Raw genomic sequence first — 25781 nt, 5'->3', positions numbered from 1 at the left:
ATGGCCGTCAGCACCCTGCCCACGGTTCGCCCGTACCGCCGGCCCGGCAGCCCGTCCGAGACCGCTGCCGCGGCGGATCGACCGATGCTCGCCCCCGTCAGCGACGCCGGCCAGCAGGTCTCCATCCGACGGCGGCGCCGGCGAGCGGGCTGGCTGCTGGTGCTGACCGTCGTGCTCCTGGCCGGCATCCTCGCGGTCAACGCGTGGGCCTCGCCGGCCGTGCCTCGGCAGCCGCCGGCGGACCCGCCGCTGCCTCCTCCGACCGCGCTGCCCACGCCCACGACGTGCAGCTTCCCCGGTCAGCTCGGCTGCACCTCGCCGACGCCGAGCACAACGCCGAGCACAACGCCGAGCAAGCCGTGCACGGGCGAGGACTGCATCCCGCAGCCGACTCCGCCGGCGCCGAGCACGAATCCGCAGCAGCCGGGCACCGGCAGCGGCGACGGCGACTCGGACTGCGGCATCACCGACGTCGGCGCGTGCATCACCGAGGCCATCAACTCGGCGTTCCGCAGTGTCGTCGACGACGCGCTGGATCCGATCCTCGAGCTGATCGGCCACACCGCGCTGTCCACGCCGACGATCAGCGACCTGCCCGGCATCGGCGAGCTCTGGAACAGCTCCTGGGAGATCGTGGTCGCCGCCTACGGGCTGCTCATCCTGCTGGGCGGCATCCTGCTGATGGGCCACGAGACCGTGCAGACGCGCTACTCGATCAAGGAGATCGGGCCGCGGATCCCGATCGCGTTCATCGCCTCGGCGCTCTCGCTCTTCTTCGCCGACAAGCTCATCCGGCTGGCCAACGGCCTGACTCTGGGTGTCCTTGGAGACGGAGTCAACGCGCCTTCGCTGGGCAACACCTTGCAGGAGGCCGTCCAAGGCATCCAGACCGGCGGGCTGTTCATCATCTTGGTCGCGCTCGTGCTGGTGGTGCTCGGCCTCGGTCTCTTGGTCGTCTACGTCGTCCGGATCGTCATCACCCTCGTCCTGATCATCAGCGCGCCGTTCTTCCTGATGTGCCACGGGCTGCCCCACACCGAGCCGCTGGCGCACTGGTGGTGGAAGGCGATCACCGTGACGACAGGGGTTCAGTTCGCCCAGGCGCTGGTGCTGATCACCGCGGTACGCACGTTCCTGTCCGGCGGCGTGCACCTGTTCGGCTCGACACTGTCCGCGCTCGGCACGCTGATCGCCGCGATCGCCTTGTTCTTCGTCCTGTTCAAGATTCCGTTCTGGATGCTGAAGGCAGTCAAGGTCGGCTCCGGCCGTTCCTTCCTCGGCGGGTTGGCTCGCGCGTACATCGCGGCGAAAACCTTCGGCATGGTCGCCGGCAAGACCGGTGCGTTCGGCAAGGCCGGCACCGCCAGTGCGACGAAGAACGCCGGACGCGGCGGCGGTGCGGCGGATCCACCGTGGCCGGCGCAGCCACGTCGCGCGCCCAGTCCCGAAGTCGTCAACCGGCGGGTCAAGGCGGCCCACGACGCCGAGCGCGCCCGCGCGGCCCGGCGGCCGTCGCGGCCCTCGCAAGCGCCGCGGTTCTTGCAGCCCTCGCCCCAAGACACCACCCACGACCCCGCCGTGATCCCGGCGAGTCAGGGACCGACCATGCCCGAATTCAGTTCCGCGCCGACACCTGCAGTGCCCACGCCACGACGAAGGCCACGGTCGGCCACTCCGCAGTTTCAAGCCCCCGGCGGCCCGCGTCGACGCAGCGCCGCAACGCCATCGGCGCGCCCCATCCGCACAGCATTGGTGCCGCTGCAGTTGCAGTTCCGACCGGCAACGTCGCCCGTACCACAACCCCACCTAGCCAGACCGACCTCCGCACCTGCCGCGCCGGAATTCCGACAGGCAAGCCCGGAACCCCGCCTCGGTGATGCCCATCGCCGCACCCAGTCCGCTCCGCCGCCGATGTTCCGCGCGCCGAAGCCAGCCCCACGAGGTGAAGCGAAATGAGCCAACCCGTCCGGATTCCCGCCGATGTCGACCGCGAAGACCGGGTGATCGGTCCACTCACCGCGCGACAGCTGCTCATCCTGACCGTCACCGGAATCGTGCTGTACGGGACGTACACGATTACCCGCGCGTTCGTCCCGCTGGCGGTGTTCCTCGTAGTCGCCATCCCGATCGGCGTCACCGCCGCGTTCCTCGCGCTGGGTCAGCGCGACGGCATCTCCCTCGACCGGCTCGTGCTGGCGGCGCTGCGCCAGCGGATGAGCCCGCAGTACCGGGTTGCCGCGCCGGAAGGCGTCCGGCCCACACCCGAGTGGATCGGGCAGACCGCGAGCACAACCAGTTCTTCGGCGTCGGCGGTCTCACCGGCCGCGCTGCGGCTGCCCGCCGAAGGCATCACCGACACCGGCGTCATCGATCTCGGCAAGGACGGCGCCGCCGTGGTCGCGGTCTGCTCCACGATCAACTTCGGCCTGCGCACGCCCGCCGAGCAGGAGGCGCTCGTCACCTCCTTCGGCCGGTACCTGCACTCGCTGACCGCGCCGGTCCAGGTGCTCATCCGGGCGGAACGGCTGGACTTGTCGGGGCAGATCGCGGAACTTCGCGAACAGGCCGGCGGGCTGCCGCACCCTGCGCTGGAACGGGCTGCGCGTGAGCACGCTGAGTACCTCGACCAGCTCGGCCGCGCGACCGACCTGTTGCGGCGCCAGATCCTGCTGATCCTGCGAGAGCCGCTGCGGACCAGCGGGCCGACCGACGGGCTCGGCGGTGCCTCGCCGCTGGCCGCGCTGTCAGCGCGACGAAGGGCAGCGAGGCAGGCCGCGTCGATCGACGACGCCGCCCGACGCGCCGCCGAAGCGCGGTTGGTGCGTCGGCTGGGCGAGGCGGTGGAACTGCTCTCGCCGTCCGGGATCGTGGTCACCCCGCTGGATGCCGGCCAGGCCACCGCGGTCCTCGCCGCGGCGTGCAACCCCGACAGCTTGATCCCGCCGAACTCCGACCTCGCCGGCTCCGACGAGGTCATCACCACCGCCCCGGACGAGAGCTGGAACGACACGGCGTTCGGCCGCACCGCGTTCGCCACCGAAGACGCGTTCGGCGCTGCCGAGCCCGGGTGGGAGGACGACGAAGACCCCGACGACTACGACGACGTCGCAAGGAGGGACCGCCGATGAAGATGACCAGGCACCGCGACGCCGCAAGCAGGCAGGCACCCGTCGGGCAGGCCGGCGCGTTCACCCCGGACGCCATCTCTGTGCGTCCCCGAGCGCTCGAAGTCGGAGGCGAATGGGTCGCGTCATTCGCGGTCACCGGCTACCCGCGCGAGGTTCATCCCGGCTGGCTGCAGCCCCTGCTGACTTATCCCGGACGGGTCGACGTCTCGCTGCACATCGAGCCGATCGACCCCGTCACCGCGGCCAACCGGCTGAAGAAGCAGCTGTCGAAACTGGAGTCGGGTCGCCGGCACACCAGCGACAAGGGACGGCTGATCGACCCCCAGGTCGAGGCAGCCACCGAGGACGCCTACGACCTGTCCGCGCGAGTCGCCCGCGGCGAGGGCAAGCTCTACCGGCTCGGCCTCTACCTCACCGTGCACGCCGCGACCGAGGAGGCGCTCGGCGACGAGGTAGCCGCGATCCGGTCGCTCGCGGCATCGCTCCTGCTGGACTGCAAGCCCACCACGTACCGAAGCCTGCAGGGCTGGATCACCAGCCTCCCGATGGGCCTGGACCTGGTCGGGATGCGCCGCACCTTCGACACCAGCGCGCTGTCGGCGGCGTTCCCCTTCACGTCACCGGACCTGCCGCCGCCGGACCCGACCTCGGTCGGCGCCCCGAGCGGCGTGCTCTACGGCTTCAACGTCGGCAGCCAAGGGCTCGTCCACCACGACCGGTTCGCCCTCGACAACCACAACAGCGTGATCCTCGGCCGGTCCGGCGCCGGCAAGTCGTACTTGGTGAAGCTCGAGCTCCTGCGCAGCCTGTATCGCGGCATCGAGATCCACATCATCGACCCAGAGGACGAGTACGCCCGGCTCGCCGCCGCGGTCGGCGGCACCTACGTCCACCTCGGCGCCGAGCAGGTCCGGCTGAACCCGATGGACTTGCCGATCCACACCCGGCCGGACGGACGCCGGACAGCTCCCCGCGACGCGCTCATCCGGCGCAGCCTGTTCCTGCACACCGTCATCTCGGTGCTGCTGGGCAACGAGCTCGCCGCGGCCGAGCGGGCCGCGCTGGACCGGGCAATCACCGCGACCTACCAGCGGGCCGGAATCACGTCGGATGCGCGGACCTGGACTCGGCCGGCGCCGCTGCTGGCCGACCTTGCGGAGGTCTTGGCTGAGGAAGACGGGGCGGACCTCGCGGCGCGGTTACAGCCGTTCACCACGGGCGCGTTCTCCGGGCTGTTCTCGGGTCCGACCACGACACGGCCCGAGGGCCACCTCGTCGTGTTCTCGCTGCGCGACCTCCCCAGCGAGCTCAAGGCGATCGGCACACTTCTCGCGCTCGATGCGGTGTGGCGCCAAGTGTCCAATCCCGCCATCCGCAAACCCCGGCAGGTCGTCGTCGACGAAGCCTGGTTGCTGATGAAGGATCCGGCCGGCGGCGAGTTCCTCCTCCGGATGTCCAAGGGCTCCCGCAAGTGGTGGGGCGGCGTCACGGTGGCGACCCAGGACGCCCCCGACGTGACGAGCACCGACCTGGGCAAGGCGATCATCGCGAACGCGGCGACGCAAATCCTGCTGCGCCAGGCACCGCAGGCAATCGACGAAATCTGCCGGATCTTCGACCTCTCGCAGGGTGAACGGCAGTTCCTCCTCACCGCCGACCGCGGCCAAGGACTGCTCAGCACCGGCACGCAACGAGTGGCGTTCCAGTCCATCGCGTCGCCGGTCGAGCACCAGCTCGTCACGTCGAACCCCGCTGAGCTGGCCGAGTACTCCGACACCTCCGCGGAGATCGAGAACTCCTTCGTCGACCTCGACGCTGCCTGATCTTCCGCAGTACGAAAACACAACAGGGGATAACTATTTCTTCGTCGCCCCAATGACCGGCCTACTCCTGCTGACGCAAGTAGACATTGGGCGGAAACTAGTCGAGCTGCCCGCGAATAAGCGCCTCTCGAAATCCGTCAACGTCAGGGAACAACACGCGTCGACGTCGGTTGTATGTACGCTTTAGCGGATCTCTGAGCTTATCCTTGACAGCAGCGGGGATTACGATCGCACAGAAAGGAAGGCTCGCCGGACGCCCAGGACCCTTCTCGGCAGAGAGCAGCTTGCTCAACTTCTCGGCACCTGGAGCCTGCCCAATGGGATTCACACCCAGGACACCCGGCGCCTTGTGGCGTTTCGGTACAGCACTGCCGATAAAGAATCCTTCCTGCGCTTTCATCCGTTCGTCAGGAAGCGCAGGAAAGGCTCTAAACATCTGCCGCCCGGCAGCAGATCTCTTCAACGCCTGACTATAGAGAGCACCGAGGGGGTTCGACATATGCTCCCACGTCTGACTCTGCTCGCCATGCTGAAAGGTCTCATACCATGCCGTTTTGGTGACGTCGATGGCGAACAGTACACCCGGACTTCGACGGACACCGCCAGACTCGGTCGGCCTGTGCTCCTCGGTCGCAAACCAGAGTGCCGTCATCGGGTTTGCCGTCACGTCCAGCAGGCGGGTCGGAACGCCATGGTGCTGTAAGACAGCAAGCATGTGCAGGTCAGTAGCCGACGACCCGAGGTCACGGCCGAGCCCCCAACGGCGCGCTTCCTCGAGTATTTCGAGCTCGCGAGCGCGGACCCGTTCCTCCGTAACCTCGCTACCGTCGCTCCGAATCTCTCGGAACAGGGATGCACTGAGGTCCCAAGACGCATCGTTCTGCCCCCTCCAGGCGTACGTTCGATCCTGCGCAAACAGGGCAATATGGCTGATGATCCTGAACAGCTCATGTGGCGTGTTCACCTGAATACCCCACCCATGGGAGAGCCAGCTGTCGAACGAAGGAGGCTTCATGAGCTATACCCTACGACCCCCTGAGACTTAGGGCACGTTCTGCGCCGACGCACCCGTCGGACGATCGCCGACGTGTGGTTGCCACTGCCGTAAGCAACATCGAGACGTTGCTCTTCGAACACAGCTAACTACCAGTCGCCGCAACTTACCGAGCATCGATCGAAGATGAGCCAAAGAGCCCTAAGCCAATGGAGACGCACGGCACAACAGACCGCCCGCCCACCTGGATAAATTCCATAATTTTGATACTCGACATTAATGGCATCCTGCGCAGGATCTTATCCACGAGTCGGCCGTCGCGTTTATTCCTGCCCCTCAATCGACTTCGAGTCGATCAATTGTCCCCACTCGCCATTCTCAGGAAATCCATCCATGCTTGCAACTTGAGATGACTGACCCCAGTCACAAGGCCAACATCGTCCACACTGTTCCGGCACATCGAGTCGCGCATACGCGCCACCCAAGAGCACCAATGAGTCGTCATCAATACCTTTGAAAGTTACCCCTGAGTGAAATCGTGCACCTTCGAACCCGACCTGACCGACGAGACTTACACCCTCAAAGGATACGTCGCCATTGAATTGCGCCTTTACAAACTCCGCGGAACCAGAAGCTGTTCCGTTCTCATATGGGTCATCAGCCAACCGGAAATGTTGAAACTCCCCGGATCCCCTAAGTTTAGCCGCGGCGAACGTCGTTGATTTCCGGAAGTCTGCACCATGAAAATCCGCCGACGACGAGAAGATGCTCTGGTGAAAGTACGCGGCACCATTGAATACTGCTCCACGAAATCTTGACGAGTGAGAGCCGTCAAACTTGGATCCGCGAAAGTAGGCCAGGTCATTGAAAGTAGTTCCCATGAATGATACGCCCCGAGAGAATTCCGTACTCTCGCAAAGCAGGCCCGCCTCGAACGTGCATCCAGCGAAGCTCACATAAGCCGCAAATCGACTTTCATTGAACATCGTCAAGCCCTGAAACCGAGCATAGTCAAACCCGGCTTCCCCGATGACCATGCATTGCGCATTGAAGTCAGTTAAGGTCGCACCCTTGAGGTTCAAGGTTAGTAGACCCCAGTTCTCGGCACCAGAATAGATAGGAAGCGGCGACGCCCCTTGCAAGTGCCTACACAATATCTCCTGTGCGGCCACTCGAACCTCTCGCTCCTCTCTACTTGTCGCCGTGAGATTAGCCCGGGAGTCTCGCCATTCAGGTATCCCGATTGCCTCCGGTAAGCTGAACTCGGATTCAACTTCAACATTGAAGGGCATCCGAAGATACGAACATATGACATCCACGACAGTCTGTCGATGATCCGGATTCCGATTCGCGAGCCGTTCGAGGGCGTACATTCCGCCGAGTCGGACTGGCGCCTTCTCTGACCCGAGTTGTTCAACCGCCTTTACGTACAGTTCGGTGATTCGACGCTCGGCCGCGTCTAGCACCGCATCTTGCGCAACATGCTCGCTGTGCACCTGCCGACGGGCGGCCAACAATAAGGTCATCGCTCCCGCCGCAGCTCCGCCTATCACCAACACCGTGCGCAAGGCATCGAACTGATCGTTAGTGGTGCGCAAGTTGATCATTGGTGCCGGCCAGAGCAGCAGAGCCACGGCGAGCATCGTACACAGCACGACAATCGCTCCACAGGCAACAATCGTCCTGATGGAGAGGGGCCTAGGCCCACGAGATTCCCCACTGCGCACGAACGAAGTCAAGCACTTCATGAAGCCCATAACCGAGGAGTCGATCTATCCGTCTACGACGTTACGGACAACCTCACGAGCTCGGCAACAGACCTCTTGAGGTCCAGCTTCCGGGCGAGGCGCGGCGGCACTAACGTTGAGGTAACTCAGTCGGTCGCACAAAAAACGCACCTCAGCCTCCCCGGATCGCGCCTACAAGCCTCGAGCTTCGAAGGAATTCCACAAGTTCTAACACCCGAGGTTGCCAGTAGCACTGGCACGTGTACCTGGCCCGGCGCCAGCACCAGGCCAACCTAATCGTCCTCGATGACCTGTCCGGTTGGCGAGCCGCGATAGTCGCCGAACTCGGCGCGGCCAAGTTCGGCGGTACCTACGAGTACACCAAGCAGGTTCCCGGTTCCGGTCCCTCATCGAGCCTGATCCGCCACCGAACTTCCTGTGGGTTCACTCGTACGGCGACGAACAGGACGCCGCGCCGAACTCGGCCGTGGACCGCGTCGCCGACGTGTTCCCGGACTAAGCGGCGATCGTCGAGGCAGCGCGGGCGTCGCAGAAAGCCAGCGATCTCCTCGTGGTCCTCGGCCCGCAGATGATCGGCGCGCTGGCAAACCGGGTTCCAACTTACCTCAAGCGCCTGGCTGGACGCCGGTTCTCCGAATGGCAGGCCGAAGTCGACGCCGAACATTCCGCCCGCCGCACGCGCCTGCGGCTGGTCGTTGGCAACACCCATCCGGCGCGCTGCAGTCGCACGCCACCGAGACCCCCGCCTGAGCAAGGCGGGGAGCCGCGAGCTGCCTGATCCAGCCTTCGAATTTCGTCGACCGCTTCCACAGGAGGTCATGATGTCCTGGCCGTTTGCCCTGTCCACCTGTCTCGCCTCACCTGCCGACGACTACCTGCGCGACCCGCTCGGTGCGTTCCAGACCGTGCTGGCCCACCTTCGCGATCTCGTCTTCACCTGGGGTCCGATCGCCGGACCGGCACTGGCGGTCGCGACGACCGCCGCGGTGATCGCTCGACGCCGCTGGCGCCGCCGATACCACGAGATCCTGGTAACCGACGCCCGGCTGGTCACCGTGCTGGCGCCGCCGACCGTCGACCCGTCCGGCGCGATCACCGTGTGGTCCAATTTGGTCGGCCTGCTGCGACCAGGCTGGCGGCGGCGCTTCGGCGGGCAACCTCACCTGGCTTTCGAGTTGACGTTCGCCGACGACGGCGTGCAGATCCGCTTGTGGGTGCCTGGCGTGGTGCCGCCGGGCATGGTCGAGCGCGCCATCGAGGCGGCCTGGCCCGGCGCGCACACCCGCACAATGTCGGCCAGACCCCCGATCCCCACGGCTGCGCGGGCGGGCCGGCGAATCGAAGCAGTGGGCGGCGAGCTGCGGCTGGCTCGCTCGGAGGCACTCCCGATCCGTACCGAGCACCCCGCCGACCCGATCCGGGCCCTGCTCGGCGCCCCGGTCGGGCTCGGCCCCCACGAGCGGGCCTGCGTGCAGATCCTCGCCCGTCCCGTCGCCGGGCACCGTGTGACCAAGGCACGGCGCGCGGCGAGGCGAGTGCACACGGGCAGCTCGGTCAACCTGGTCGGCCGGCTGCTGGACGTCGTCACGCCAGGCAAGACCGCGAAGTCGTCGTCCAGTTCGCGGACACCGGGGCTCGATCGGCAAACCAGTCTGGAGTTCGCCGCGCAGGACCGCGCCGTCGTGGGGAAGCTGCGGCAGAACCAGTTCGAGACCCGCATCCGATACGCGGTCGCCACCACGGTCCCTGAGCACGCGACGACCGGCGAGATCCAGGCGGTCCGGGAGGTGCTGCGGGGACGCGGCCACGCGATCGCCTCGGCGTTCGCCGCCTTCTCCGAGCACAACTACTTCCGCCGGATCCGGCTCCGCCGGGCCACAGTCCAGGTGCTGGCCGAACGCCGTTTCGGCAACGGCGACCTGCTCTCGATCCCGGAGCTGGCCGCGCTCGCGCACCTGCCGATCGACGAAGCCACGCCCGGTCTTCAGCGCGCCGGCGCGAAGGCCGTCCCGCCGCCGCCCGGCATCGCCACGGCTGGCGACTTGATCAAGCCGCTCGGCTTGTCGGACTCGGGGCACTCCCGGCCGGTCGGCCTGCACGTCGCCGACGCGCGTCATCACCTGCACATCCTCGGCGCGACCGGCTCGGGCAAGTCGGAGCTGATGGCCCGTCTGATCCTGGACGACGCCGAGGCTGGCCGCGGCGTGGTGGTCGTCGACCCGAAGGGCGACCTCGTGTCGGACCTGCTGATGCGCATCCCCGAGGAGCTCGGCGAGAAGGTCGTGCTCTTCGACGCCGACTCCCGCAGCCGGCCACCAGTGCTCAACCCGCTGGAGGGTGTGGACAAGGCCCGCGCGGTCGACAACCTCGTCAGCATCTTCTCCCGGATCTACGCCTCCTCATGGGGTCCGCGCACCGATGACATCCTGCGCGCCGGCCTGCTCACCCTGACCGCGATGCCCGGCACGCCGACCCTGGTCGACCTGCCGAAGCTCCTCACAATCCCGGCGTTCCGGCAACGGGCCTGCGACCAGATCGAGGATGACGTGCTGCGCGGGTTCTGGCCCTGGTACGACGCCCTGTCCGAAGCGAGCCGGGCGCAGGTCATCGCGCCGTTGATGAACAAGGTCCGCAGCTTCCTACTGCGCCCGTTCGTCCGCGCCGCGATCGCCGGCGGGAAGTCCACGGTGGACATGGACGAGGTGCTCAACACCGGCGGCATCTGCCTGGTTCGGATCGCCCGCGACGCGCTGGGGATGGAAACGGCGCGGCTGGTCGGCTCGATCGTCGTCGCCCGCACCTGGCAAGCCGCCACCCGCCGGGCCCGCGTCCCGCAGCGTCAGCGGCGCGACTGCGGGCTCTACGTCGACGAGTGCCACAACTTCCTGAACCTGGCGTACCCGCTGGAAGACATGCTCGCCGAGGCTCGCGGATATCGCCTGTCGATGACCTTGGCCCACCAGTACCTCGGCCAGCTCCCGAAGGAACTCGAAGAGGGCATCAGCACGAACGCCCGGTCGAAGATCTTCTTCAACGCGTCCCCTGAGGACGCGAAGCGGCTGGCTCGCCACACGATGCCGCGGCTGAGTGATCACGACCTGTCCAACCTGGGCGCCTTCCACGTCGCCGCCCGCCTGGTCCTCGGCGGCGAGGAAGCACCGCCGTTCACCGCGGTGACCGAAAAGCTGCGGCCCGCGGTCCCCGGCCGCGCCAGGGCGATCCGCAAAGCAGCCCGGATGAACACCCGGCCACCAGTCGCCGAGGTCGAGCCCATCACGCCCGGAGCCGCAGCGCCCACCGCTGATCCACGCCGCGCCGCCTGAAACCGGAGGTACTCCGATGATTTCGAACCCCACTCCTCAGCGGGCGTTGCGCGGGCACATGCCCCAGCGCCCCACGCCGCGAGCGGCCACCACCGGTGAACACCACGCCCAGCTCGCTGGGCGGCTGACCCACCGCGACCGGTGGCTGGCCCGGATGCTGTACGAGCACAAGGTCTTCACGACCCAGCAGATCGTCGAGCTCTGCTATCCGAGCATGCGCGCGGCCAACCACCGGCTACTTGACCTGTTCAAGTGGCGGGTTGTCGACCGGTTCCAGCCATTCGTCACGACCGGTACCGCCCCGATGCACTACGTGCTCGACGTCGCCGGCGCGGTCGCCCTCGCCTACGAAGACGGGCTCGATCCGAAGTCGATCGGCTACCGGCACGAAGACGCGATCGGGATCGCGCACTCCCTGCGCCTGGCCCACACGGTCGGCGTCAACGGCTTCTTCACCGCCCTGGTCGCGCTGGGCCGACGTCCGGGGGCTCGAAGGTCGCTGACGGCGTGGTGGTCCGAGCTCCGGTGCGGACGCCTGTTCGGCGACATGGTGCGTCCCGACGCCTACGGCCGGTGGCGCGAAGACGACCATCAGCTCGAGTTCTTCCTCGAATTCGACTTCGGCACCGAAGACCTCGGCAAGCTCAGCCGCAAGCTCTACGGCTACGAGAAGCTCGCCGCCGCGACCGGCATCACCACCCCGGTCCTCATCTGGCTGCCCAGCCATCGGCGCGAGACGTCCGCCCGCCGAGCGCTCGCCGACTGCCTGTCCCAGCTCGACCGGCCCAGGCTCGTACCGCTGGCCACTACCGCCGCGGACGCAGCCGGCGACCCCGCCGCTGCCCGATGGCTGCCGATCGCCGGGTCGGCAATGCGTCACCCCGGCCGGTTGCGGCTCGTCGAGCTCGCCCAGCTCTGGCCGCAACCGGATCTGCCCGGCGACGTGCCGGCGTCAGGCTCGGTCTCGGTTCAGCAGGGTCCGGCGGCCCTGACCGCTCCAGATCCGTTCCCACCCGCCTCACCAGCTAGCCGCTTCCGGAGGCGCCCATGAAGTTCGCCTACACAGCGGTCGTGGTCGTCATCATCCTCATCGGCGGCATCGGACAAGGCGTCGTGAAGGCCGTGTTCGGCAGCAGCGGCACCGAGCCGAGCCAGGAGGCCATCGCCGACATTCCCGCCGACTACCTCGCCCTCTACCGAGCGGCAGCCGCCGTGTGTCCCGGGCTGGACTGGTCGATCCTCGCGGCGATCGGCAAGGTCGAGAGCGACCACGGCCGCAGCAAGCTGGTCGGCATCGCCGAGGGAACCGAGAACTCGTTCGGCGCTCGCGGGCCGATGCAGTTCCTCCAGTCCACGTTCGACGGAGTCGTCGCCAGGCATCCGCTACCACCTGGCGGCAAGAACCCGCCGTCGCCATGGGACAAGCACGACGCGATCTACGCGGCGGCGTACTACCTGTGCGAGTCCGGCGCTCCCAGCGACATCCGCAAGGCGCTGTTCGCCTACAACCACGCGGATTGGTACGTCAACGACGTCCTTGACCAGGCCGAGAGGTACAGCAAGGCCGCGGTCGGCACCGGCCGTTGCGACAACATCCAGGCACCCAACGCCGCCACCGCAACGGCGATCAACTTCGCCTGCGGACAGCTCGGGCTGCCGTACCTCTGGGGCGGGAACGGACCGCTGAACGGTGACAGCGGCTTCGACTGCTCGGGCCTGACGAAGGCGGCCTACGCGGCTGCCGGCGTCGCCCTTCCGCGCACGGCCCGGACCCAGTACGCCGCCGGCCCGCTGGTGCCGGACGGCCAGCCGCTACTCCCAGGCGACCTCCTGTTCTACGGCACGCGGGGCAACGTCCACCACGTCGGCGTCTACATCGGGGCCGGGAGGGTGGTGCACGCCCCAACGTTCGGCGAGCCGGTGCAGGTCAGCTCGTACCGCTGGAACGGCGACGACTACCTGGCGGCGAGCCGGCCGGCTGGCAACCTCCGGTCCTAAGGTCGTTTCGGCCGGCCCGGACGCATGTTGCGCAGAATATTTTGAGGTGATAATTTGTGGCATCAGAGGAGGTGACCATGGAGTCAGTCGACACGGACGCGGCGCAGCCGCGGATGCTCGTCATCGCCCGCGAGTCGCGGGGTATGACGCAGGGACGGCTGGCCGAGGTCATGCAGGAACTGGACGGCCCCGGCAGCAAGATCAGCCAGGGGTACGTCAGCCGCGCCGAAGCCGGGCGCTTGGCCGTGACGGGTGATCGCCTGGCGCTCTACGCCCAAGCCCTCGGATACCCCGTCCCGCTGCTCTGCGTGGGTACTCAGGAGGTCGGGGCGGGGGTCGGCCTGGTGCACCACCGGAAGAAACAAGCTGCCTCGGCCGGCGACCTGAAACGCATCCACGCCCTGCTCAACCTGACACGCATCCAGCTCCGGGCCTTGCTGGCCGGCGCCCCCAAGCGCGAGGCAACGGGGATTCCGCAGGTCGCTGTCGACGAGCTGACTACCGCGGCGGACGCCGCCAAGCAGGTACGGGCCAAGTGGGACGCCGCCGGGGGGCCCCTGGAGTCCGTCGTGACGATGGCGGAGGACCTCGGCGCCTGGGTGGCCTGCCGTCGCCTGGTCGCGCCGGCCCCCTTGGACTCCGGAGCGGAGAGCGTGCCGGTGGACGCGGTCAGCTGCGCCCCGGCCGGCGAGGACCCGCTGGTCCTGCTCAACTCGGGCACGCCGGCCGAGCGGCAGCGGTTCACGCTGGCGCACGAACTGGGGCACATGGTCATGCACCAGGTGCCGCATCCCGAGCAGGAAAAGCAGGCAAACGCCTTCGCCGCCGAACTGCTAATGCCCCGCCGCCAGATCCGCGCCGAGCTGTCGAGCGGCGCGCTGAGCGTTCCACGGCTCCTCGACCTGAAGGCTCGGTGGAAAGTCTCGATGTGGGCATTGCTTCGCCGCGCGCACACGCTCGGCATCATCAGCGACTGGCAGTACCGCACCCTCGCGGTCGAGATGTCGAGCCTCGGCTACCGGACCAGCGAACCCGGCACATTCGACGCCGAGACCCCGACCGCCGTGACCTCGATGATCAGCCAGCAACTGGAGCAGGGCCACGAAATTCCCGAGCTGGCGTCCGCGGCGTACTTGAGCCAGAACGAGTTCGTCGACCTGTACCTGAGCTGCCCCGTCCCGCCGGCGGCCGGCGCAGCTCACCGTCCTATCTCCTCGACCGTGGGTGAGGCAGCGCGATGACCGACGATGCGACGCCGCCCGACTACCTGCCCGAGCCGCGCCCGACGAGCGACAAGGTGGCCGAGCGGGAAGCGGCACTTCAGGAACTGGCCGGTCAGTCCGCGCCGGCCGTCCCGCCCGGAGCAGCCAGCGTCTTGACGGACCGGGTGCTGCTGCACACCAGCTGGGACACCGGCAGCAAGCTGCTACCCGTCCTCCCGGAGCACGTCGGCGGCCTCGTGCTGAGGGGCGCCGGCGCCGCTACGGGGATCAAGCACCTGAGCAAAGCCGGATTCGATCGCCCCATCGCCTACGATCCCGAGGGCTACGCAGTCGCCGCGGCGACCGAAGACGATCCGTTCGTGCTCCGGCCGGCCGACGGCGGGCTGTTTGGGCTGACGCTGGAGCAGGAACTGCAACGACAGCGCGACTTCAAGGCGTGCGTCGCGCTCACGCCGACCGGATACCTGCACGCCGGGGACAGCGACGCGCTACGTGCCGCGGTCCGGGCCGCCGGTCGAATCGACGACGACGACGTGGTGTTCAGCGTCCCGTTGGACGTCGGCTGGTTCCAGCCTGAGCACATCGATCATCTCATCGCGGTTCTTGCCCTGCTGGAGCTGCCCAAGGCCGTCTTCATCGGCGGCCACTTCGACCCTCTGGAGCGCTATAAGGATGCGGTGGCCAACCTGCGTCGCCTGGTCGCCGAGGCTGGCCATGTCGCTGTGTTGCGTACCGACCTGACCGGCTTCGACGTGATGAGCCACGGCGCTTTCGCCACGTCGATCGGCTCGGGCGGCAGCCTGCGGCACATGAATCCCCTCGGGCAGATCCGTCGGTCGAAGAAGGATGACAAGTCGCCCAGCGTGCTGTTCGGTGACTTGATGTCCTTCTTCAAGGGCTCCACCCTGTACGAGAAGTTCGCCGACAGTCAGGCGCCGGTCTACGACTGCGCATCCTGCGACGGCCGGGAGCTGAACACCTTCCTCACCAAAGACGACAGCATTCCCGCACACAGGCACGGCCTGTGTACCTGGGCGGACTGGATTCCTGGCCTTCACGCCTGCCGCACCCTCGCCGACCGGGCGACCTGGTGGCGCACCCAATGCGTGGACGCCGTGGCGAACGCCGAGATCGTCAACACCCGGATCAACCAGCCCGAAGCCTTCAAGCCCCCGGAAACCTTGCGGGCGTGGGCGGAACTCCCGTCCTGGCTTTCGGCGATCCACCCGGTCACCCGCCGGCCGCGAGCTCCTCGCCAGTCGTCGTGAGCTGCTGGTAGATCTCCTCGGCGAACCACCACTGCGCCGACGAGTGCCGACGGCGAACGTACCGTTCCGGCTCGGCCAGCATCTGCAGCTTGCCAGAGGAGAACACGCAAATCCCGATACCGTAGAACCCCGCCTGCACCTGTGCATCGTCCAGGTCGGACGGTGCCGCAGGCAGCAACATGGCCCGTGCGCAGAACGGCGCGAACCGGCCCGCCTTCACGAGCCCTTCGCGCCACGTCCGGGCCGCCACCACGGCGAACCGCACTGACACCGGCGCTACCGCGAGGCGGACAACGTGGCTTGCGTCGCTTTCGACCGCTCCACGCGGCGCACGCTGAAGCAGCTTCCGCTCTCGCTCGCTTAGCTCGGCGGTTGCCACCCGCAGACCGGTCGGCAAGCTCCACAGTGCGTCCAGGACGCCTCTGTGCGTAATCGGACCGAGCCCAGCCGTCGTTCGCCGTATGAGCTCCGTCTCATCCGGCCGATAAGCCACGCCTGCCGCAGCGCCGAACATCCGGACCGAAGCGCTCGGACATCGCACTAGCTCATCGGTCAACGGCGAAACGGTCATCGCGGCACGGACCGCTTCAGCGACTCCTGCGCGGCTCACGACACCTCCACCAAGTCCCGGGCAAGAGGTCCAACATAGTCCCAAAAGCGGCTCTCGCGCCTCCGGTACCAACATCGGCGGTCCCCGGCTACCCGGCCCAGCCGGTCCACCAAACCCACGCTCATCAGGCTTCGGATCGGCCCGTAGTACACGCTCGCAGGCGCGTTCCGGACCTCGGACAGCTCCGACAAGTTCACGCCTTCGTCGCCTGCCTCGGCCAACGCGACCAGCAACTCCAGGCGGTGCTTGTTTCCAAACACCGCAGCCGACACGCGACGGTCCGGAGCGCGCTCTGTCTCAACCACGAGCGAACTATAGTGATTCGCGAATCACGATTCAACGAGCATCGTTCAGAGCGACCTCAGGAAGGACAACACCACCCGGTCGCGCTCGAGGTCACGACCCAGTCGACGGAGTTCCTCCCGCTGCGCCAGCGCCACCTCCGGCCAGCCCGGCTCGAGAGTGTTGCCCGTGCGGAACACGATGTCGGTTCCGAGGTTCCAGATCATGCTGTTCACGGTGGCGCAGGCCACGGCGAGCGAGTCGACGTCGCACCCGATCCAGCGGATCGTGCGCGGGTCTCGGCCCCGCTCGCGCATAACCTCCGCCGCCGCGCGGAACATGCCGGCGGTTCCCATCATCGGGTCCGTCACGTTGCTGCACTCCCGGACGTCGGACATGCCGGCGAGGAGCTTTGTCACCGACGCGGGCGTGTAGAACTGACCGCGAGCCTTGAGAGCCGACTTGGGACGAAGAACCGTCAGGACGGTGCCGAGCAGGTCGACGTCGAACCGCCGTTCCGTGCCGGTGAGGTGCGTTTGCCCGGCACGCAGCGCGGCCTGCGCGACGGCCAGCGCGTGGCCACGCACGTCCCGGTCAGGATCATCGAAGATCCACGCGATCATCGGATGAAGAAGATGCGTGATTTCGGTGCGGTGGCGGATGACCGATGACCACGTGTGCCGGGCGAAGTCGTGGAAGGTGTCGGCGTCCCAGCTGAGCACCGATTCGCTGACGTTGTGCCCGCACGAATCTTTCTCCGGCAAGGCGGCAAGCGTGGCAACAACTGAAACCGGGATATCAAGCAGGCCGGTTCCATAGGTTAGGCGCCAAGCGGACTCAACCGCCGTGGCGATCTTATATGCAAATTGCCCGGTATCGACAGGAATAAAAATTGCACGACGGGATGAAGACACGGGAGTTCCCTCCAGCTATCAGAGGAACGGCACGGCATCACACCGCAGGTACGAGCCATGCGCTAGACTGCAGGCTCGCGCACCCTTCTGGGGTGTGCGGTGTTGGAGCCCGGCGGGTGGTTGCCGCGCCTCTCCGGAGGTGTTCACCCGCCGGGCGCTACTAACAAATTCGGAATCGGATTTCAGCGGTCCCAGTTGTGCCGCTCGAGATGCGTCACATCGGTCTTTGCCGCCGCGGCAATAGCGTCGGGCCAGCGAAGCCCTTTTGCTTCGTAATGCTGCACCGCGTCGGCCGAGGCTTCGGCCCGCGGAGTGAGTCGCCAGCCGAGCGAGCGGAACAGCGTGACCGCCTTGGTCTCCCGCGTGCAGGTCGCGGTGACCGCGTCCACGCGCAGATCTGCGGCCACGTGACCGAACAGCGTCGCCGGGTATCCGTCGAGGAATAGCGGTGTGCCGGGCGGCGACCAGCCGGGCAACGGCGTCATTTCGGGTGGGTGCTGACGCCCGACGTGGCGAGCCACGGCCAGCAAGGCCATGTCGCCGAGCGTCTGGTCGTCCTCGGCGTTGTCGATCTGGTGCGCCAGGCTGGCCGCGGCTCGGATGGCGTCACCCCACGTCCAGGACGCTTCGAACTCCTCCGAGAGCCGCGCCAGGCGAGCTGCCTTCTCGGTGAGCCGGAATCCGAACGCCGGATAGCCGGCCGAGGCTCCGGTGAAGCCGTCGAGATATTCGGGAGTCGGCCCCTAGGCCGTGCAGGACGTGGCCGTGCAAGCCGAGCGGGTCGTGGTCGTCGAAGGCGGATGCGGTTGACGTGCCAGCGGGCAGATGGCTTCGCCGTTGCACCCCGGCCTGGTTGGTGACGTAGCGAAGGCGGCCGTAGAGCTCGGCGCAGCCCAGGATTGAAGGAGTCATCGCGCGCCCCGGCCGATTCACGCGACCGCGGGAACGCCGTGCGAAGCAGCCAGATCCTCGAGAGTCGTCGCCACGGGTGAAGCTGCCGCGTGGCCAAGCCGGTCCAGGATCCGATCTGCAACGCGGAGCACGCACTCCGCCGAAGTGCGTGCCGTCTCGCGATCGGCCGCCCAACCGGCGACGTAGGGCACGGAGTACGCCAGCGTGTCCATGCCGCAGACCGCGGCGACGACGCACGCCACCGACTCGGCCTCGACCTCCAGCATATGCCGTGGCGTGGTGGCCAGACGGGTTTCGTGGTTGCACAGGATGTGCGCCAGCTCGTGCGTCAGCGTCTTCGCGGCCTGCGCGGGTTCGACGTCGTCGCGCACGGTCACGCGTCGCTCGGAGAAGACGGTTCGGCCGAAGGCGCCGCCGCAGTCTCCACGCTCGACCGTGAAGCCACATGCGCCGATCTGGGCGGCGACCCCGTCCCACAGGCCACGTGGCGCGTCGCCGCACAGCGCGATCGGTTCCGGCGGGGACGGCTGCGCGGCCCGCGGATCCCCCTGCAGCTGGGAGACGTCGACGACCGGCACGAGCATGAATCCCGACAACGCGGGCGCCTTGTCCGGATCCGTCTCGGCGCCTTCGGTCGGTTTGGTGTTCTCGTCTTCGGTCGTCCTGCGGAAGCACGGCTTCCAGATTTTGATCTTGTGCGTGCCCTTGCGCATGAAGCCGTAGCCTTCGCGCTTCCACTCTGAGAGCGGCCGAACGTCGGTGGCTTCGGGGCACTGCTGCAGGATCATGATCAGGTTGTTGAGGCTGTAGCGGCGCAGCCAGGCGCGTGAGGTGATCAGCTGCTGCCAGCCGTCCGCGGTCATCAGCTTGTCCACGCCCTCCAGCAGCTGCTCGCGGGCAGCTTCGAGGCGCTCGGCGCGTTCTTCGGGCGAAACCGTGCGCCGGGCCTTCGTTGCGGTCCTGGACGGTCGACGGGGTGTGCGCGTCATGACAGATCCCTTCGGACGGGTGTCGTGCGGTGTTGGTGGTTCGGTGGTGTGCCGGGGTTGCCGACCCGGAACACCACGGCTGTGCGTGGTTCTCGTAGTTCGCGAGTTGTCAGCTTTTGGCGCGCTCCCACTCGAAGTCGGCGCCGATCGCGTACCGGCCGTCCGCCTCTAGGACGACTTGGGCGCGTCCGGCCGGAAGTCCGCGAGTTCGATACGCGCGTTCGGCTCAACGGCGTACGCGCACTCCGCGTACATGGCGAACTTCAGCGCATCGTGGAGCCGTCGGCCCCAAGGGTGGTCGGAGCTGCCCACCAGGGCTTGAATGGTGTCCGCCGCGTCGACGGTAAGGGAAAATTGGGACACGCACGCCTCAAGCATGATCATCACTGAGCCTTCAGTCAGATGAGCGGTGTTGGTTAGCGAACCGGAGAGTTTGGGGTTGCCCTCCCGTTCTCTCCTACAATCCATTTTAGGCCTGAGCCACAGGAAATCAAAGCCCTCAACGGGTTATTTCCCGACAATTATGCGCTCCTCACAGGCACGTCGAGTAAGACCAAGAGACCAATAGATGGAAGCAAACATGCAGGTCAGCGCGCCGCCGAGACATAGACGGGAAAAGGCAAGATTAACCAAAGAGCAAGACAAATAGAGCGCGAGAGGTGAAGACAAGAAAATGAGTGAAAGGATTTGTTCGAATGAATTCGGTAACACGTCAACGAAGCTGTCGGCAGCGCGCCCCTACCGACTGTTCACATGCCTGCCGGCATCCGAGTCGGGCGTCACATCGGTAGGCACCATAAGCGTTCCGACCTGGCGCTTCATATGCTGGCGGGGCTACCGATCTAACAGGCACCGCGGGAAGACCGTCGCAAGGACCTTGCGGAGGTAGCACCCTCCGCCGGTCAACTAGCTGCTGCGCTGCCGGCGGCATCCTTCCACCGCGCGCTGCCTCGACGCTGGAGGAAATCCGCGAGATTTAGAGTCTCGACGCTCACCTGCTGGTCGATCTCGGCGAGCGTCGTGTTCAGAAGCGCGACGGTCCGCGGAATAGCCGCGTACTGGCCCAACCGTGCCTGCATACGAATGATATCGCGGTAGACGCCTTCGTTGTACTGGTCGAACTTGCGAGCTCGTTCGAGCAGAACCAGCGCGGTCTCCGGGGAAATGTCGCCGTCGGCGCGGACAAGCGCGCCGAGCGCGTCCAAGACGTCTCGGCGGACGGATTCCCGGAAGGGTTCGATCCATTGGGCGAGCAGATCCTCGGCGAGGTCGCCGCGGTACAGCTCGACCGCGTCGCGGAGGCCGGCACTGCCGTGCTCGTCCGGTGGGCGCTGCGCCTGCAGAACGCGCTGCAGCTGCCAGAAGTCGACGTCGAGGTGTTCGTCGCTGAGCCGGTAGCGACCGTCCTCGTTGAGGACGAGGTGGCCCGTCTGGCCGTCGGTGGCGTCGGCGAGCGCGCGGCGCAACGTCGAGAGGGTGTTGTGGAACGAGTTGTACGGCCGCGGTGGACGGCTGTCGGGCCAGACGGCCTCGTTGAGGACCTCGCGCCGGACTCCCTGGGGATGCAGCGCGAGGAAGACGAGCACTTCACGCTGCTTCGGCGTGAACGCACCGCCCAGCTCGCGATCACCTGCTTCATCCCGTACGGCGAGTTGGACTCGGCCCAGCACACGCAGGAACAGCCGCGGCTGCTTGGTGCCGACCGGCGGTTCCTCGCGGGTTGCAGGCTGGTTGCCCTCGGCGTGCTGCTCCTCCTTCTTAAGCGAGCTGCTCGCCTCGACCTCCGTTGATCGCTGCTCGGGAACCGGTTCCCGAGCGTGTTCGGCGGCGCCCTCTGCAGCTCGAAGCACTTCGAGGAGAGAGGTGGCGTCGGCGGCTGGAACGTTGAACAGGCGCGTACCGGTGAGAACGTCGTCGATCCCGGGACTGGTCGCGCTGACGGTGCCGTCGTGGCGGACGAGCAGAGTCGCGCCGGAACGCCACTGGCCGAGGAGCACGCCGGCCAGGCCGAGGGTCGAGCCGTTGTCGAGGACGGCTTGCAGGCGACGATCAGCGTGAGATGTCGGCCTGGCGAGCAGTACGAGCGAAGGTACAGCGAGCCGAGCTCCGGTCTCCTCGATCGCGTGGCGAGTACGAGTCAGCAGTGCCGCCTCCATCTCGTCGAGCGCGGCATCGAGCGTCGCGACGACGTGAACGCTGGTCGGCAGGTCCTCAACGGCGATGCCGTCGAAAACCAGACGCAAGTCGTCAACGGGCACGATCACGCCGACACCGTTGCCAGGTTGCTGCTCGGCAAGCAGGTGCAGGAGCAGCGCGCGAGCGGCCGCGGTCGCTCCTGCGCCGGCGAGGCCGAGCCCGCGGGTGCTGGCGAGGTTCAGGGCCAGTTCGCGACGTTCTCGAACGCCGATCTTCGTGGGTACCTGGGCCAGCTTGCCGCTAGGTTCCGGCTCCCCTGGTGATGCCAGGTCGACGAGCTCCGCAACTTCAGCAGGACGCAGGTCGCCGTCGTCGTGCGCGGCGGAGAGGGCGCGGACCACGGGGGCGATCGGGCGCTGGAGGTCAGCACGGTAGCCGCTTCCGATCCGATAGCGCCGCCGGCGCCACGTCCTGGTCGACGCCACGGCCGCGGCAATCGCTCCGGCGAGGCCGAGGCTGACGAACACGCCCGTCACCAGGTCCACGGCAGAGTCGGGATGGTCTTCGCGGTGCTCCCCGGCCGCGGTTGGGTCCGGAGCGGGCTGGGTGGGCGCCGTGGTCGTGGGAGGGGGTGGTTGTCGGGGCGGCACTGGCGGGTGCTCCTGGTTGGGCGCCGGGATGCACGCGGTGAACTTCCAGCCGGGCCGCACGAGATTGGGGTTCGTCAGCGCACGTCCGTCGGGCTGCTCCACGCCGCGGTTCAGCTGAAAGAGCTCGGGCCAACGGCTGCCGCCACCGGCACCGTAGAGGCGCTCGGCGACGCGCCACAGGCTGTCGTAGACCCCGTCGTGTGGGAGTCGGACTTCCTCGGTGACCTGGACCATGCCGGCCGGAGCAGGCGCAGCGGGATCGATAACCACGCTGGTCGCCTGTGGTGCCGGACCTGGGTCCGGGGATGTGACGACGGTGACCGGCCGGAGGCCGACGGTGAGCGCCGCGGTGCCCGCAAGTGGCGCGGAGTACGAGCTTCGGCTGCCGAGGAGGGTGAGCACGATGGTCCCGACGAGGACCGCGGCGACCCCGCGCATTGGGCCGGGACGGCGACTCGGCCACGTCATACCGCGCACCGCGTCGACGGAGCAGCGAAGGACATCCAGAACGAAGAAGAACCAGACGATCCAGCAGACCACCGCCAAGGTGTCCAGCAAGAAGCGGACGCTCATCGGGTTGAGCAGGGTCGCCTGGATCTCGTCCCAGGTCGGCAGCTGCTCGGGCAGCGGCCAGCCCACGAAGTGCACCAGAGCCCAGGGCAGGCCAACCACGAGGCCGAGCAGGGCGCCGGACGCGAGCAGTCCGCGGGCGCACCGGAGTGCTGCGACGAACACCCGCGGCCGGCGAAAAAGGGCCGGCACGGTCACGGCACTGGTACGGGAGCCCGGGTGGACGCATCGGCGGCCGACGTCCGCGGTCCGGCGAGCGTCGGTGGCGCGCTCGGACTGATCTTTGGAGCAGGCGTGCTCGCGGTCTGCCGCTTGCGCCTGGCCCGGGTCGTCTTGCGGCCGTCGCGCCACTGGGCGAGGTCGGCAGCCGGGACATCGGTGAACTTGGCCAGCTCGTCGATGCCGATGACGTCGCTCGCTCCGACGAGGACGTCCCCGAGCTTCCGGTCGATCTCGCTGAGCTTCTCGGCCAGTTCAGTCCGCTGCTGAACGAGCTCGCCGAGGCGCCGCGCGGCCTCGGTCCTCTTCGCGCTGCGGGCTGCGTCAGCTTCCTCGATGCGGCGTTCGATCTCTTCGGTAGTAACCATTTTCGTGTCCTCTCATGGAAGTACGCCGGAGATTCCGCGCTGTGGTTCAGCTTGTCCGGCTCCGGTTACGGTGATCGAGGCGATGCTGACGAGCCCGAGCAGCTGGGTGGGCTGGTCGATGGTGACGGTTACGGCGACCTTGTTTCCGGTGACCGTCACACTGCCGGTGTGCCCCGCGGCGGCGAGGTAGCTCCGAGCCGCGGCGCCCGCACGTTGCGGGACCAGGCGCAGCGAGCCGTCGGCGCGGTACGCAGCCAGATCGATCTCCTGGGCGCCGGCCCGTGCGGCCTCCTGCGCTTCGCCGATGGCGCGGACCTTGGCGGCCAGTGCCAGCCCGCCATCGAGTACGAGGCCGGCGAAGAGGAGGGCCGCGAGCACGATGGTGACAACGAAGGCCGTCACCCGACCGCCTTCGTCTTTGCGCAGGCGATGCACCCAGCGGCGCAGCGCCATGCTCAATCCCATTGCACACCTCCCGCCAATACCTGCGACGCGGTTACCCGAACAGCCGCGTCTTCTCTGATCGCGGAAGTCGAGATCGCACACAATGACTTGTCGGGGCGGATTCACTCGATTGCGCGTAGATCCGTGACCCCTGATAGTTGTTGACTGCCAGAACGTCCTCAAGACCAAGTGGGCGATCCGACAAGGACGGTGGCTGTGAACTTCGTGGCGAGCGCTACCACGGCGGTAGTTACATTGTTGGGTGTCATGCTGGGCGGATGGTTGACCACTCGCAACCAGAAAATATTGTGGCAGCGAGACCACGCTCGCCAGTGGCGCGATATTCGACTGTCGACCTACAATGATTTCGTCTCCGCATACCGTCAGTACGTCGCATTTGCACTCGACTCTAATGCCAACATCTCTGCTTCCCCGCATCCGCGGAAGCCTGACGAGATGATGCCCTACTTCGATGAAGTCGGTCGACCTTACCGAGAGAAGCTCGAAGCAACGATTATGGCCGTCCGACTTGTATCGGCGCGCCGCGAAACAGCTGACGTCGCCAAGGAACTCGTCGATTCCGCTCGACGAATAGCTGCCGCACGAGCCACAAAGACCGAACAGGATATTCCAACAGAATTCTTCGACAAGATGTGGCAAGCCCAGCTCAAATTCCTTATAAGCGCCCGCCAAGAGTTGGAATTGTCCAACCTTTGGCCGCCCAGCGACCAATAGATTCCCTCCACACGGTGTCTTCCGCGTTTGCTCGAAGACGGCGATCATCAGACTTAGTGTGTCACGGATGATCGTGAAGGCACCCAATGCGCCGAGGGCGGCGAGGTAGCACTGGGCGTCCGCGCCAGCTTCAGAAGGCAGCACGTGAAGGTCGGCATTGGTTTGCCCGCCGATCTTCAGCTTGGTCACGAGCGCGAGGGCGCCGTCGAGGGCCTCTCGCGTCAGCGCGAGGATGTCGGTTGCAAGCACAGATACGGGCGTGGTCGCCTGCTTATCAACAGGCCGCCACCAGTCGCGTCGCGTCTGCGACCACCTGCGCCACCCTGTCCACCGCGGTAGCGCAGCGCGCCTACCGCAGCTCATGACCCGACTCCGAGACACCGCGCCAGACGTCGACCGGCGAGGAGAAGGTGGACTCGAACGTCCGGCTGCCGGGCACACCGAGCGAGGTCAGGTCGCCGAGTCCGACGCTGCACGTCACGGTGACGGTCACCGTGGCCCCAGGTTTGAGCCCCTGGGTTTCGGCAGACACCGACAGCGACTGGCATGCGATCCCGGCCGAGCGCAAGGCCGCGCTGGCGGTGGCCTGGGCGTTGGCGGTGGCTTGCGATGGACTGCGGGCCAGAGTGGCAGCGCGGGCGGCCTGGTGGGCGACGTCGTTGACCCGCAGCTTGGTATCGGCCAGCCGGCCGCAGAAGACGACGAACAGCAAGAGCAGGATCAGCACCGGGGTCAGGAGGGTTAGCTCGGCCGCGGCAGACCCCCGGTCGTCCCGCCGTAGCGCAAGGAGGCTGCGGGCCGCGGTCATGGTGTCACCGCCCCGGCTCCGCTCGGCGGGGTGAATTTCTCCACTGGCCCAACGGCTTCTGCGTGGACCGCGAGGGCGGTGAACGGGATCAGACTGGTCACGGTTCCTGTGACCGTCACGGATACTTGGGCAGCTCCACGCTGGACGTCCACTGAGGTCTCCCGCAACGGTCCGTTGCCCAGTTGTGTGAGGACTCGTTGTCCCTCGGTGTCGCCCGTGGTTGAGCTGCCGCCAGAGATTCGTGCCGCGGACAGTGCCTGGGACGCAGCGGCTTGAGCAATGTGGGCGGCGTGCATGTACAGCGCGAATTGAGCGATGAGCAGAACCAGCAGCAACAACAGCGGGGTGGCGATGACGAGTTCGGCCGTGCCGGCGCCGCGCTCATCCGTGCGAAGTCGGCGCAGGACGTTTCGAGGCATCGTGGTCGCCGGCCTAAAGGGTGATGCCATTGGCCTTCTCGGTCACCTTGGCGACGATGATTGCGACCACGGCAATCGCCAGGAGGACCAAGGCAGCGGTCACCACGACGGCTTCGGTTGAGTAGCCGCCTTCGTCATGACGGAGCTGTTCCAGCTCGGCACGGACGCGGGCGATCAGAATCTGAACTTCGTTCAGCATCAGCTTCTCCTTCAAGGTACG

At 66.9% G+C, this 25781-nt stretch carries 23 protein-coding genes and 1 pseudogene; 10 read left to right on the top strand and 14 right to left on the bottom strand.

Features of this window, described 5'->3' with window-relative positions; translation table 11 throughout:
* From C2L59_RS44735 to C2L59_RS44725, 3 genes are read left to right on the top strand one after another with little or no spacing between them, the layout of a single operon-like run.
* Entirely contained in the window at positions 1-1956 is a 1956-nt protein-coding gene (locus tag C2L59_RS44735) for a hypothetical protein (RefSeq protein ID WP_103355646.1), read from the top strand.
* Positions 1953-3128 carry a PrgI family protein gene (locus C2L59_RS44730; protein ID WP_103355645.1) on the top strand — a complete coding sequence of 392 codons (1176 nt, stop codon included), beginning with the start codon at positions 1953-1955 and terminating at the stop codon, positions 3126-3128. The genes C2L59_RS44735 and C2L59_RS44730 overlap by 4 nt, the downstream gene beginning before the upstream one ends.
* The gene (locus tag C2L59_RS44725; protein ID WP_103355644.1) at positions 3125-4951 is read left to right on the top strand and encodes a VirB4 family type IV secretion system protein; all 1827 of its coding nucleotides are present in this window, start codon (positions 3125-3127) and stop codon (positions 4949-4951) included. Before C2L59_RS44730 ends, C2L59_RS44725 begins: the two co-directional genes overlap by 4 nt.
* 97 nt (positions 4952-5048) lie before the next feature.
* Here C2L59_RS44725 and C2L59_RS44720 read toward each other — a convergent pair whose 3' ends face one another.
* Entirely contained in the window at positions 5049-5966 is a 918-nt protein-coding gene (locus C2L59_RS44720) for an FRG domain-containing protein (RefSeq protein WP_103355643.1), read from the bottom strand.
* 302 nt (positions 5967-6268) lie between these two features.
* Positions 6269-7579 (bottom strand): pentapeptide repeat-containing protein, encoded by a 1311-nt coding sequence (locus C2L59_RS44715; protein WP_158263155.1) that lies wholly within the window; start codon positions 7577-7579, stop codon positions 6269-6271.
* A 412-nt stretch (positions 7580-7991) separates the two neighbouring features.
* Between C2L59_RS44715 and C2L59_RS47665 the strand changes: the two are divergent.
* From C2L59_RS47665 to C2L59_RS44690, 6 genes and pseudogenes are all read left to right on the top strand, one after another.
* Positions 7992-8471: pseudogene (locus C2L59_RS47665) on the top strand (hypothetical protein).
* A 43-nt stretch (positions 8472-8514) separates the two neighbouring features.
* On the top strand, positions 8515-11016 hold the full coding sequence (locus tag C2L59_RS44710; RefSeq protein ID WP_233224035.1) for a helicase HerA domain-containing protein: 2502 nt from the start codon (positions 8515-8517) through the stop codon (positions 11014-11016).
* Between the two features lie 16 nt (positions 11017-11032).
* A complete protein-coding gene (locus C2L59_RS44705; RefSeq protein ID WP_103355641.1) occupies positions 11033-12067 on the top strand; it encodes a replication-relaxation family protein in 1035 nt (344 codons plus the stop codon).
* Positions 12064-13014, top strand: a complete 951-nt coding sequence (locus C2L59_RS44700) for a bifunctional lytic transglycosylase/C40 family peptidase (protein WP_103355640.1) — start codon at positions 12064-12066, stop codon at positions 13012-13014. The genes C2L59_RS44705 and C2L59_RS44700 overlap by 4 nt, the downstream gene beginning before the upstream one ends.
* Positions 13015-13091: 77 nt before the next feature.
* A complete protein-coding gene (locus C2L59_RS44695; RefSeq protein ID WP_199199743.1) occupies positions 13092-14255 on the top strand; it encodes an ImmA/IrrE family metallo-endopeptidase in 1164 nt (387 codons plus the stop codon).
* A complete protein-coding gene (locus tag C2L59_RS44690) occupies positions 14252-15505 on the top strand; it encodes a hypothetical protein (RefSeq protein WP_103355639.1) in 1254 nt (417 codons plus the stop codon). Before C2L59_RS44695 ends, C2L59_RS44690 begins: the two co-directional genes overlap by 4 nt.
* Here the strand turns inward: C2L59_RS44690 and C2L59_RS44685 are convergent.
* The 9 genes from C2L59_RS44685 to C2L59_RS44645 form a co-directional block, all read right to left on the bottom strand.
* On the bottom strand, positions 15468-15770 hold the full coding sequence (locus C2L59_RS44685; protein ID WP_146060525.1) for a hypothetical protein: 303 nt from the start codon (positions 15768-15770) through the stop codon (positions 15468-15470). The two genes, C2L59_RS44690 and C2L59_RS44685, sit on opposite strands and share 38 nt — an antisense overlap.
* Before the next feature lie 341 nt (positions 15771-16111).
* On the bottom strand, positions 16112-16420 hold the full coding sequence (locus tag C2L59_RS44680; RefSeq protein WP_146060524.1) for an ArsR family transcriptional regulator: 309 nt from the start codon (positions 16418-16420) through the stop codon (positions 16112-16114).
* Positions 16421-16465: 45 nt separating this feature from the next.
* Complete coding sequence (locus C2L59_RS44675; RefSeq protein ID WP_146060523.1) at positions 16466-17311, bottom strand: N-6 DNA methylase; 846 nt, start codon at positions 17309-17311, stop codon at positions 16466-16468.
* 182 nt (positions 17312-17493) lie between these two features.
* A complete protein-coding gene (locus C2L59_RS44670; protein ID WP_103355635.1) occupies positions 17494-17847 on the bottom strand; it encodes a hypothetical protein in 354 nt (117 codons plus the stop codon).
* A gap of 393 nt (positions 17848-18240) precedes the next feature.
* A complete protein-coding gene (locus C2L59_RS44665) occupies positions 18241-19212 on the bottom strand; it encodes a hypothetical protein (RefSeq protein ID WP_199199735.1) in 972 nt (323 codons plus the stop codon).
* Positions 19213-19380: 168 nt separating this feature from the next.
* Positions 19381-19596, bottom strand: coding sequence for a hypothetical protein (locus tag C2L59_RS44660; protein WP_103355634.1), 216 nt, complete (start codon positions 19594-19596; stop codon positions 19381-19383).
* 518 nt (positions 19597-20114) lie between these two features.
* Entirely contained in the window at positions 20115-22766 is a 2652-nt protein-coding gene (locus C2L59_RS44655) for a hypothetical protein (protein ID WP_103355633.1), read from the bottom strand.
* A complete protein-coding gene (locus C2L59_RS44650) occupies positions 22763-23155 on the bottom strand; it encodes a hypothetical protein (RefSeq protein WP_103355632.1) in 393 nt (130 codons plus the stop codon). The genes C2L59_RS44655 and C2L59_RS44650 overlap by 4 nt, the downstream gene beginning before the upstream one ends.
* Before the next feature lie 12 nt (positions 23156-23167).
* A complete protein-coding gene (locus C2L59_RS44645; RefSeq protein WP_233224034.1) occupies positions 23168-23620 on the bottom strand; it encodes a pilus assembly protein TadG-related protein in 453 nt (150 codons plus the stop codon).
* Positions 23621-23815: 195 nt separating this feature from the next.
* Between C2L59_RS44645 and C2L59_RS47280 the strand changes: the two genes are divergently transcribed.
* Complete coding sequence (locus C2L59_RS47280; protein WP_146060522.1) at positions 23816-24334, top strand: hypothetical protein; 519 nt, start codon at positions 23816-23818, stop codon at positions 24332-24334.
* 349 nt (positions 24335-24683) lie between these two features.
* On the opposite strand, the gene C2L59_RS44640 is transcribed toward C2L59_RS47280, so the two are convergent.
* Genes C2L59_RS44640 through C2L59_RS44630 form a run of 3 tightly spaced genes read right to left on the bottom strand, consistent with a single transcriptional unit; the run spans position 24684 to position 25775 of the window.
* The gene (locus tag C2L59_RS44640) at positions 24684-25142 is read right to left on the bottom strand and encodes a TadE/TadG family type IV pilus assembly protein (protein ID WP_103355631.1); all 459 of its coding nucleotides are present in this window, start codon (positions 25140-25142) and stop codon (positions 24684-24686) included.
* A complete protein-coding gene (locus C2L59_RS44635) occupies positions 25139-25561 on the bottom strand; it encodes a TadE/TadG family type IV pilus assembly protein (protein WP_103355630.1) in 423 nt (140 codons plus the stop codon). Before C2L59_RS44635 ends, C2L59_RS44640 begins: the two co-directional genes overlap by 4 nt.
* A 13-nt stretch (positions 25562-25574) precedes the next feature.
* The gene (locus C2L59_RS44630; RefSeq protein ID WP_233224032.1) at positions 25575-25775 is read right to left on the bottom strand and encodes a hypothetical protein; all 201 of its coding nucleotides are present in this window, start codon (positions 25773-25775) and stop codon (positions 25575-25577) included.
* Positions 25776-25781 lie beyond the last annotated feature (6 nt).

Source organism: Amycolatopsis sp. CA-128772 (assembly GCF_002904295.1).
GTDB lineage: Bacteria > Actinomycetota > Actinomycetes > Mycobacteriales > Pseudonocardiaceae > Amycolatopsis.
This window is presented reverse-complemented; position numbering and strand designations above follow the sequence as displayed.

What these genes read in the sequence shown, in the direction of transcription:
- C2L59_RS44735 (WP_103355646.1), top strand. Translation starts at nt 1, where the DNA reads ATGGCCGTCAGCACCCTGCCCACGGTTCGCCCGTACCGCCGGCCCGGC.
- C2L59_RS44730 (WP_103355645.1), top strand. Translation starts at nt 1,953, where the DNA reads ATGAGCCAACCCGTCCGGATTCCCGCCGATGTCGACCGCGAAGACCGG.
- C2L59_RS44725 (WP_103355644.1), top strand. Translation starts at nt 3,125, where the DNA reads ATGAAGATGACCAGGCACCGCGACGCCGCAAGCAGGCAGGCACCCGTC.
- C2L59_RS44720 (WP_103355643.1), bottom strand. Translation starts at nt 5,966, where the DNA reads ATGAAGCCTCCTTCGTTCGACAGCTGGCTCTCCCATGGGTGGGGTATT.
- C2L59_RS44710 (WP_233224035.1), top strand. Translation starts at nt 8,515, where the DNA reads ATGTCCTGGCCGTTTGCCCTGTCCACCTGTCTCGCCTCACCTGCCGAC.
- C2L59_RS44705 (WP_103355641.1), top strand. Translation starts at nt 11,033, where the DNA reads ATGATTTCGAACCCCACTCCTCAGCGGGCGTTGCGCGGGCACATGCCC.
- C2L59_RS44700 (WP_103355640.1), top strand. Translation starts at nt 12,064, where the DNA reads ATGAAGTTCGCCTACACAGCGGTCGTGGTCGTCATCATCCTCATCGGC.
- C2L59_RS44695 (WP_199199743.1), top strand. Translation starts at nt 13,092, where the DNA reads ATGGAGTCAGTCGACACGGACGCGGCGCAGCCGCGGATGCTCGTCATC.
- C2L59_RS44690 (WP_103355639.1), top strand. Translation starts at nt 14,252, where the DNA reads ATGACCGACGATGCGACGCCGCCCGACTACCTGCCCGAGCCGCGCCCG.
- C2L59_RS44670 (WP_103355635.1), bottom strand. Translation starts at nt 17,847, where the DNA reads ATGGCCTTGCTGGCCGTGGCTCGCCACGTCGGGCGTCAGCACCCACCC.
- C2L59_RS44665 (WP_199199735.1), bottom strand. Translation starts at nt 19,212, where the DNA reads ATGACGCGCACACCCCGTCGACCGTCCAGGACCGCAACGAAGGCCCGG.
- C2L59_RS44660 (WP_103355634.1), bottom strand. Translation starts at nt 19,596, where the DNA reads ATGATCATGCTTGAGGCGTGCGTGTCCCAATTTTCCCTTACCGTCGAC.
- C2L59_RS44650 (WP_103355632.1), bottom strand. Translation starts at nt 23,155, where the DNA reads ATGGTTACTACCGAAGAGATCGAACGCCGCATCGAGGAAGCTGACGCA.
- C2L59_RS44645 (WP_233224034.1), bottom strand. Translation starts at nt 23,620, where the DNA reads ATGGGATTGAGCATGGCGCTGCGCCGCTGGGTGCATCGCCTGCGCAAA.
- C2L59_RS44640 (WP_103355631.1), bottom strand. Translation starts at nt 25,142, where the DNA reads ATGACCGCGGCCCGCAGCCTCCTTGCGCTACGGCGGGACGACCGGGGG.
- C2L59_RS44635 (WP_103355630.1), bottom strand. Translation starts at nt 25,561, where the DNA reads ATGCCTCGAAACGTCCTGCGCCGACTTCGCACGGATGAGCGCGGCGCC.